The sequence below is a fragment of the Brevibacterium sp. HMSC24B04 genome (assembly GCF_001806835.1).
Taxonomy (GTDB): domain Bacteria; phylum Actinomycetota; class Actinomycetes; order Actinomycetales; family Brevibacteriaceae; genus Brevibacterium; species Brevibacterium ravenspurgense.
On record NZ_KV786068.1, the window covers coordinates 279,577 to 288,376 of the forward strand.

Annotated in this window: 7 protein-coding genes; 4 read left to right on the plus strand and 3 right to left on the minus strand. The window is 64.0% G+C overall.

The genetic code is table 11. From position 1 onward, the window contains the following. Positions 1–45 precede the first annotated feature (45 nt). Complete coding sequence (locus HMPREF3092_RS01325) at positions 46–1,305, plus strand: sensor histidine kinase (RefSeq protein ID WP_070423564.1); 1,260 nt, start codon at positions 46–48, stop codon at positions 1,303–1,305. Next, positions 1,302–1,910: a response regulator transcription factor gene (locus HMPREF3092_RS01330; RefSeq protein WP_062020949.1), complete on the plus strand. Its 609-nt coding sequence runs from the start codon at positions 1,302–1,304 to the stop codon at positions 1,908–1,910. Before HMPREF3092_RS01325 ends, HMPREF3092_RS01330 begins: the two co-directional genes overlap by 4 nt. A 9-nt stretch (positions 1,911–1,919) precedes the next feature. Here HMPREF3092_RS01330 and dnaG read toward each other — a convergent pair whose 3' ends face one another. The 3 genes from dnaG to dusB form a co-directional block, all read right to left on the minus strand. Further along, positions 1,920–3,899 carry a DNA primase gene (gene dnaG, locus HMPREF3092_RS01335; RefSeq protein ID WP_070423565.1) on the minus strand — a complete coding sequence of 660 codons (1,980 nt, stop codon included), beginning with the start codon at positions 3,897–3,899 and terminating at the stop codon, positions 1,920–1,922. 93 nt (positions 3,900–3,992) lie between these two features. Beyond that, positions 3,993–5,276 (minus strand): deoxyguanosinetriphosphate triphosphohydrolase, encoded by a 1,284-nt coding sequence (locus tag HMPREF3092_RS01340; RefSeq protein ID WP_019175207.1) that lies wholly within the window; start codon positions 5,274–5,276, stop codon positions 3,993–3,995. Between the two features lies 1 nt (position 5,277). Continuing rightward, positions 5,278–6,501: a tRNA dihydrouridine synthase DusB gene (dusB, locus tag HMPREF3092_RS01345; RefSeq protein ID WP_370919353.1), complete on the minus strand. Its 1,224-nt coding sequence runs from the start codon at positions 6,499–6,501 to the stop codon at positions 5,278–5,280. 56 nt (positions 6,502–6,557) lie between these two features. Here dusB and HMPREF3092_RS01350 point away from each other — a divergent pair, with 56 nt between their 5' ends. Further along, complete coding sequence (locus tag HMPREF3092_RS01350; RefSeq protein WP_070423567.1) at positions 6,558–7,994, plus strand: L-lactate permease; 1,437 nt, start codon at positions 6,558–6,560, stop codon at positions 7,992–7,994. 77 nt (positions 7,995–8,071) lie between these two features. Beyond that, positions 8,072–8,743, plus strand: coding sequence for a TenA family protein (locus HMPREF3092_RS01355; protein ID WP_070423568.1), 672 nt, complete (start codon positions 8,072–8,074; stop codon positions 8,741–8,743). Positions 8,744–8,800 lie beyond the last annotated feature (57 nt).

Below are 8,800 nucleotides of genomic sequence, written 5' to 3' on the forward strand. Positions count from 1 at the left end.
TTGGGCGCCAGGATGCTCACATAGCACTCCCGTATTCTTGGGGACATGGCTCAAGAGTCCTCCATTCCCCACATTCTTTCGATGCTGCGCATCATCCTGCATTTGAGCTTCGCAGCGCTGCTGGGCGTCGGCATCCTGCGGACGTTCATCGAACAGACCCAGCTTGCGCCGCTCATCTGCATTCTTCTGACAGCAGCGTTCACCGCCTGCCTGTACTTTGTGGGGACTCTCAGCGAAATCCGCTTCGCCAAAGGGCAGTCATCCTTTGACCCGCGGTCTTTGACCACGTGGTGGCTGGCTTCCATCCTCGTCCTGTGGGCCGGGCTGGCGATGTCGGGCGAAAGCTTTGTGTGGGTGTCCTTTCCGCTGTTCTTCCTCGTCCTCTACGCGTGGCCTCCAATCGGCGCGGCAGCAGCCATTGTGGGGATGCTCGTCGTCATCGCCGGCAGCAGCGTTCTGCACTCCGCATTCACCCCCGGAGTCATCATCGGACCGCTCGTCGGCGCGATCGTCGCCGTCACCATTTCGGCGGTGTACGCAAAGCTTGTCGACGAAGCCGTGCGCACGCGGGCGGCATTTGATGAGCTGCGCGCCGCGCAGGCGAAGCTCGCCCTGTCTCAGCAGCAGGAGGGCCGCCTGGCTGAGCGGCAGAAAGTTGCCGCAGAGTTCCACGACACGATTGCTCAGAGCCTGCTGTCGATTGTGCTCATCTCTCGCGCCGGGCAGAACCGCAACGACGTGCAGGAACTGCATGAGGACCTGTCAACAATCGAGAACACAGCCTCGCACAGCCTGACAACGGTCCGCGGTTTCCTCGCGGGTGAAGAACTGGGCGGGGGCTCCGCCGAAGCAGAACTCGCGGAAGCCTGCTCCACCGTCGAGGCCGCCGCTGCGGCCATCGGCACTCCCCTGCGCGCGGAGTTTTCCTCCGAGGGCGCAAAAATCGGTCTGGCGCCGTCACTTGAATATTTCTTTTCGCGTGCCGGGCAGTCACTTCTGTCGAATGCTCTCCTGCACTCCGAAGCCGACTACGTATCCGTGAGCCTGCACTACTGGGGAACGGCTGTCGGCCTCGATGTCGTTGACAACGGCAAGGGATTCGCCGGCAGCCACTACGGCTACGGACTGAATTCGCTCAATGAGCGCACAGAGGAACTCGGCGGTTCCATGACCGTTCGCTCATCCCCCGGTGCAGGCACCGAAGTGAGCGTCTTCGTCCCGATCACAGGAGATTCTCTCGCCCGTCCAGCAGGCACCTCGGCTCCCCTGAACGCCCAGACCGCCCGGCAGGAGGGAACACCGTGATTCGCGTTCTTCTGGTTGATGACCACCCTGTTGTGCGCGCCGGGCTGGCGGCCGTCATTTCCAGCGCTGACGACATTGACGTTGTCGACGTCGCCGAATCCGGCACAGATGCTCTGAACCGCCTGCGCACTGTCGATGTGGACCTGGTCGTCTCTGATCTGCAGATGCCTGACGGTGACGGCATCGAGCTCATAAAAGCCCTGCCCGACGGCCCTCCCGTGCTCATTCTCACGACTTTCGACACCCAGTCGCTGGTCTACCGGGCGGTCGATGCGGGTGCGGCGGGCTATCTGCTCAAGGACTCCCCCGCACAGACCCTTCTGGATGGCATCCGGCGGGCCGCCGCGGGGCAGCCGGTCATGTCCGATGCCGCGGCAACAGCGCTCATGCAGCGCACCCGCATGTCCCACAGCGAACTGTCCGAACGCGAAACCGAGATCGTCCGCCTGCTGGCAGCCGGGCGCACCAACAGCGATATCGCCGGTGAGCTGTTCATTTCACTGGCAACCGTAAAAACCCACGTCAGCCGCATTTTCGACAAGCTCGACGTCGACAACCGGACTGCAGCCGCGAAAAGAGCCCGGGAGCTGGGCCTCATCAGCTGAGGCTGTACATCACATGTGCTGGCGCAGCCTGGCCCGCTGACGTTCGAGCACCTGCAGCTGTTCCAGCAGCTTGGCCGAGGTTTCTACATCGCTCGGATCGGTGCGCAGCAGCTGCGAGTGCAGAAGCCCGGCAATGCGCACAATGTCCTTGTCGAAAAGCCGCGCAACAATCGAGCGGCAGTAGCGCTCCACCTCGTCTTCCTTCTGTGCCGGAAGAGCTCGCACCACGAGTTCCGCCACGATCTGCTTTGCCCGTTCATCAGCGTTTTCGATCACGCGCTCGGGCCAGTTCTGCGGATTCTGCACTGCCCAGGCCATACCGCCGGCGGCCTGCATGGCCTGGAAGACGGCGCGGCTGCCCGGATCGTTGAACGCTTCGGGCTTGAGCCGGTCAAACAGCCTGACGTTGATGAAGTCCGGTTTCTGCAGCGCCACCTGCAGTGCGCCGCGCTCAATGCGGAAACCGGTCGAGTCCTGTTCGGTCCCGCCGATTTCCCGCTGATAGGACTCGACATCACTGGCAATCCGGGCGCCTGGATCCTCCGCGTAGCCGCGCTGGTGACCGGAGTAGCTGCCCGCCTGCTGGCCTCCCCCGCGAGGCGCCTGCTGCTGCCAGCCGCGGTTCTGCTGATCGCGTCCCGGCTGGGCGGAAGGTCGGTTCGCCGCGGCGGCACGCTGCACGGCGTCGCGGATTTCGTCGAAGGTCATACCCAGCCGGCCCGAGAGCCAGCGCTCATAGCCCGGCCGCATACCACGGTCGCGAATAGCAGCGACAATCGGTGCGGCTTCGCGCAGAGCCTTCACGCGCCCCTCAACAGTGTCGAGGTCGTAGTCGGCAATTGCCTTCGAAAGTGCGAATTCAAAAAGCGGTCGGCGGGACTCAATGAGGTCGCGCAGCGCGCCGTCGCCCTTCTGCAGACGGATGTCCGCAGGATCGAGTCCGGAGCGCTCGACCGCAACAAAAGTGTCTGCAGTGAATTCGCTGTCTTCGCGAAACGCGCGCAGAGCTGCCTGCTGGCCTGCCTCGTCGCCGTCGAAGGTGAAGATGACCTCACCCGTCTTCGATGCAGCATCCCCCATGAGGCGGCGGATGATCTTGGTGTGCTCAGCTCCGAACGCCGTACCGCAGGTTGCAACCGCGCAGTCAATGCCGGCCAGGTGAGCGGCCATAACATCCGTGTACCCCTCAACGACGACCGCCCGGCCGTCCTTGGCGATCGCCCTTTTCGCCCGGTCCAGCCCGTAGAGCACTTGGTTTTTGCGGTAGAGCGGAGTTTCGGGGGTGTTGAGGTACTTGGGACCTTCGTCATCGTCGTACAGTTTGCGCGCCCCAAAGCCAATCACACGTCCCGTCACATCCCGGATCGGCCAGATCAGGCGACCTCGGAAGCGGTCGTAGACTCCGCCTCGGCGGCCTTCCGCGGCCAGCCCTCCCGCGGTCAGCTCTTTGTCGAGGAAACCGCGCGAGCGCAGGTGCATGCTGAGATTGTCCCAACCGCGCGGCGCATAGCCCACGCCAAAGGACGTGAGTGCGCCTTCGTCGAAGCCGCGCTCAGCCATGTAGCGGCGGGCTTTTTCAGCTTCGGGTGAGCGGATGTTCGCCCGGAAGAAGTCCTGAGCCTCTTTGTGCGCCTCAAACAGCCGGGCCCGCTGACCGGCCTCGCGTCTGTCCGGTCCGCTGCCCTTTTCGTAGCGCAGCTGCATGCCGGCGCGCTCAGCCAGCCGTTCGACGGCTTCTGTGAATGTGCAGCCGTCCATCTTCTGCAGGAACGTGTAGGCGTCGCCGCTTTCGCCGCAGCCGAAGCAGTGGTAGTACCCCGAGCTCGGCCTGACGTGGAAGGACGGGGTCTTTTCGTCGTGGAAGGGACACAGGCCCTTCATCGAATCGACTCCCGCACTGCGCAGGGTGACGTACTCACCGACAACATCGTCGATCCGTACGCGCGAGCGCACCTCGTCGATGTCCTCGCGCACTATCAGCCCTGCCATTGCGTCCTCCCCCTTAAGAATCCTGTCCCCGGCGCCTGCCTACACGCTCACCTGTCCGGGCAGCGTACCTGCGCAGCAGACCTGAACGGCGGCTTACAGAAGGCTGCCGGTGTCCTCCTGCATTGCATGGTAGAACGCCCACGCTGAGTGGTCGGTCAGGCTTGCCACTTGGTCGATGACGGCGCGGACTTTCCCGTCGTCGCTGTCGGAATCCCGGTAGTCCATCCAGAACATGGTGTCCATGGCTTCGGGTTTTTCGCTGAAGTATTCGCACAGCGCACTCAGCACTCGGCCTTGGATGCGCTGGGTCTGCATGCGCTCTTCGGCAACCATGACTGTGACGGTTGCCAGACCTTTGAGCACCGCGATTTCGTGTTCGGTCGTCTGCGGCACGACGAGGTTGCCCTGATAGCGGCCCAGCGGCTCCCAGCCGTAGCCTTCGCGGGTTGCCGCTTCTGCCGCACCGACGAACCGGCCGATGAGCTGGCTTGTCAGGTGCTTCATCGCAGCCTGCGCACGGCGGGACCCGTCAAAGCGCTCCCTAGGCCAGTAGGCGGTGGAGCGCAGGCGGTCGAGCGCATCGATGATGTCTTCGTCGCGTGCCCCCGGCAGATACCAGGACCGCGTGATGTCGATCAGGCCGGCCATGGCGTGATCGTTTTCGTAGGCCTCGAACACCAGGTGGCCGGAGTTCACAGCGTCTTCGACGTCGTGGACGGAGTACGCGATGTCATCGGCAAGGTCCATCAGCTGGGCCTCAATGCAGCGCTGTGTTCCCGTTCTGCCGTCGCGGATGAATTCGAAGACCGTGCTGTCATCTTCGTAGGCTCCGAACTTCCGCACGGGGGCACCCGCTTTGTCCGGTGTGGGCGCGTTCTCCCGCGACCACGGGTATTTGATGCAGGCGTCAAGGGTTGCGCGCGTCAGGTTGAGTCCCGCCGGTCCGCCCTGGTCGGTGAAGACCTTCGGCTCTAGGCGAGTGAGGATCCGCAGTGTCTGCGCGTTGCCCTCGAAGCCGCCTATGTCCTTTGCGAAGTCATCGAGGATCGTTTCGCCGTTGTGCCCAAACGGCGGGTGGCCGAGGTCGTGGGCCAGTGACGCTGTTTCGACGATGTCGGGGTCGCACCCGAGGTACCGGGCCAGTTCGCGGCCCACCTGCCCCACCTCGAGGGAGTGGGTCAGTCGGTTGCGCACAAAGTCATCAGTTCCAGGTGAGACGACCTGGGTTTTTGCGGACAGCCGGCGCAGTGCCGACGAATGCAGGAGCCGTCCGCGGTCGCGCTGAAAGGCCGAACGGCGCGGGTTCTTTCGGGGTTCGACAACCCACCGTTCGCGCGAGTGGTCGTCGTATTCGGCAACACCGCCGGTCAGTGACACATCAGCCTCCGGAAATGTCGAGTTCAGCTTCGGAAATGTCCGCGTGGGCTTCGTGGTCGAAGATCCGGTCGTCCAGCCAGCCGTCGGGCAGGTGGGGGCGGCGAGCGCGCCCAGTGCGTCCGCGCACACCTTCCGCAGCAGCCCCCGGGTAGGGCGCGGAATGGTCGAGTTCGTCAAGGAAGCTGCGCAGCTCTTCGAGGCTGGACACCATGGCCAGGCGGGTGCGCAGGGTTCCGCCAACCGGGTACCCCTTGAAGTACCAGGCCATGTGTTTGCGCAGATCGCGTACGCCGAAGAATTCGTCGTCATAGTAGTCGCGCAGGTATTCTCCGTGGCGGTACACGATGTCGGCGACTTCCCCCAGGGTGGGGCGGTGACGTTCATCGGAGCCGTTCAGGGCGTTCTGCAGGTCGCCGAACAGCCACGGCCGTCCCTGGCAGCCGCGTCCGATGACGACGCCGTCGCAGCCGGTTGTGGCCATCATGGCCTGGGCGTCTTCAGCGGCGAAGATGTCTCCGTTGCCGAGCACCGGCACGCGGTCGACGACGAAGTCTTTGAGCCTGGCGATGGCGTCCCAGTCGGCTTTTCCTGAGTAGAGATCGGCGGTGGTGCGCCCGTGCAGCGTCATGGCTGCCACGCCCGCGTCAATGCCGATGCGCGCCGCATCGAGGTAGGTCAGGTGGTCGGCGTCAACGCCTTTGCGCAGTTTGATGGTCAGCGGGATGTCGCCCTTGTCGGCTTCGCGCACGGTGGTGTGGACGATGTCGCTGAACAGGTCGAGCTTCCACGGCAGAGCGGAACCGCCGCCCTTGCGGGTGACTTTCGGGACGGGGCAGCCGAAGTTGAGGTCGATGTGGTCCGCCCTGTCTTCTTCGACGAGCATCCTTACGGCCGCACCCATGGTTTCGGGGTCGACCCCGTACAGCTGGACTGAGCGCGGGGTTTCCCAATCTTCGTGCTGGATGATCCGCATGCTCTTGTCGTTGCGTTCGATGAGGGCGCGGCTGGTGACCATTTCGGTCACGTACAGCCCGGCACCGTATTCGCGGCACAGCCTGCGGAACGCGGTGTTGGTGATGCCGGCCATCGGGGCGAGCACCACCGGGGAGTCCAGTTCGATGTCGCCGATTCGCAGCTTCGTCTTCTCAGTCACAGTCACGGGCACATTATCCCAGGCGGGGCAAATCCACGGCACCTCCGGTGTGTGCCGGAGGGGGCGAAACATGACTGAGTCGTGCGCTTTCTCTGTTCAGCAGACTTCGGGAGGGCTAGTGTGACGCTATGTCCCTCTTCCTCATGGCCCTTCCGGTTCTCACCGCGGTCGGCATTCTTCTGCTGGGACGAGGTGCCGTCACCGCTGCCTTGGCTTCTGCTGCTGTCGCTGTCGTCATCGGGGTGGCCACGGGCGGGCTGTCGTGGCACCACCTGGGCGAGGCCGGCGAGTATGGCCTGCTGACTCTTCAGGTGCTGCTCATTCTGCTGTTCGGCATGTTGTTGGCCGCACTGCTGGAGCGTTCGGGGGCCATGGCGGAGCTTTCCCGCTTCCTTTCTGAGTCTGTGCCTACCCCGACACTGGGGGCGGCAGCCGTTGTGTTCGGTGTCGTGCCCTTTGCCGAGTCAGTCACCGGCTACGGGGTCGGCGTGACAGTAGGCGTGCCGATTCTGCGTGCTTTGGGCTTCGCCCCGGCAAAAGCGGTAATCTTGGGCATGCTGGGCCTCAATGCGGTGGCGTGGGGCGCACTGGGCCCCGGCACGTCAATCGCCGCGCAGCTTTCGGGACAGACGTTTCAGGACATCGGTGTGTTCTCCGCCCTTTTCAACGGCCCGACTCTCCTGCTTGTTGCGGTAGTCGTGTGGCTGACAATGCGGTTTGCCGGCGGTGAGCCCGGCCAGTCTTCCGACCACCGTCCCGGGTTTGGCAGCGCGCTCGCCGTGTTAGCTTCAGCCGCGTTCCTGTGGGTTTCGGTGCTGACGGTCAATCTGCTCATCGGCACCGCCGTTGCCGGTGTTCTCGGCGGTCTTGCGGTGTTGCTCGCGCTGTTTGTGTTCTTCCGGATTCGCACCGGCAGGCTTCCGGCAACGCGGGCCACGGCAATTGCGGGTGTGCCCTACGCGGTTCTCACCGGCGGCTTGCTTGTCTCCTACGCCGCCCACGGAGTGTGGGAGAACACGCTGACCGCTGTTCTCATTTGGCCGCCCGTGTGGCTGGCTGCGGCGTGTGCGACCGTTTTCTTCATCTGGCGGGGCCGCGCTCTGCTTCCCGAGGTGCCCGCAGCTGCCCGCCGCTGGGTTCCGGTGGGAGTCTCAACGGCCGGTTTTATGGTTCTCGGCTGGATCATGACTGTCACCGGAATGAGCACCGCACTGGGCCAGGCGGCTTCTGTTCTCGGGGTGTGGCCAGCTCCGACGCTCAACACTGTTGGGGCCTATCTGGTGGGCAGCACCACCGGTTCGAACGCGATGTTCGCCCAGACAATCGCGGCGATGGCCTCTGGCAGCGGTGCGAATGTGCTTGTGACGATCGCTGCGGCCAATGTGGCCGGTTCTTTGGCAATCATCGCTTCTCCCCCGCGCATTCTGCTGGGCATGCAGATGGCCGGAGCCAATGCCGCCACCGATCAGCGTCCCGTGACCCGAACCCTGAGTGTCGCGGTGAGCGTCAATACGCTCATTCTCACCGCGGTCCTTGCTGTCGCACTCACGTTCGTCGCGGCCTGATCTGCCGCGTGGACCGCTGCCCTTGACCCGTTGGTCGGCCGCGTGTTCGTCACGGACACAAGCGCTAGGATTCACATATGAGCTACACCACAACACTGACCGTTTCACCGCACGGCGTGGGAGACGCACTGCGCACTGCCGCCGAAGCCGACTGGGCTGCCGCAGTTGATCACCGTTTCGTCCGCGAACTGTTTGCCGGGACCGTCGACGAGGCTGTCCTGCGCACCTACGTCGAACAGGACTACACGTTCTTCACCGATTTCGTCGCGCTGCTCGGCGGCTGTGTTGCCACGGCGCCGAAGCCCGAATCCAAAATCCGCTACGCCGCCCAGCTCGGAATGCTCGCAGCTGATGAAGACACGTACTTCACACGCGCGCTCGAGGCGGTAGGCGGAGAGAATCTGCAGCGCCGCCAGGACGCATGGAAGCAGCCGACGCGGGACTTCAACCGCCTCATGCACGACGCCGCGCAGTCGCAGAACTACGCGCAGATGCTCACCGTTCTGCTCGTCGCCGAATGGCTCTACCTGGACTGGGGCGAGCGCACTGATCTGGGCGAACCGAACTCATGGCTGCACCTGGACTGGATTGACCTGCACCGAGGCGAGGACTTTCGCGCCTGGGCGCAGTTCCTGCTGGACGAACTTGAAGAGGTCTGGCCGGCGGACAAGCCAGAACAGGACCGTCTGACGAACCTCTTCTGTGAGTGCGTCGCCGTCGAGCGGGCGTTCTTCGACGCCGCCTACTGACCCAACCACACAACACACGAGGCGCCGGTCCGGTGACGTACTCACGTCACCGGACCG

What these genes read in the sequence shown, in the direction of transcription:
- HMPREF3092_RS01325 (WP_070423564.1), top strand. Translation starts at nt 46, where the DNA reads ATGGCTCAAGAGTCCTCCATTCCCCACATTCTTTCGATGCTGCGCATC.
- dnaG (WP_070423565.1), bottom strand. Translation starts at nt 3,899, where the DNA reads ATGGCAGGGCTGATAGTGCGCGAGGACATCGACGAGGTGCGCTCGCGC.
- dusB (WP_370919353.1), bottom strand. Translation starts at nt 6,501, where the DNA reads ATGTTTCGCCCCCTCCGGCACACACCGGAGGTGCCGTGGATTTGCCCC.
- HMPREF3092_RS01350 (WP_070423567.1), top strand. Translation starts at nt 6,558, where the DNA reads ATGTCCCTCTTCCTCATGGCCCTTCCGGTTCTCACCGCGGTCGGCATT.
- HMPREF3092_RS01355 (WP_070423568.1), top strand. Translation starts at nt 8,072, where the DNA reads ATGAGCTACACCACAACACTGACCGTTTCACCGCACGGCGTGGGAGAC.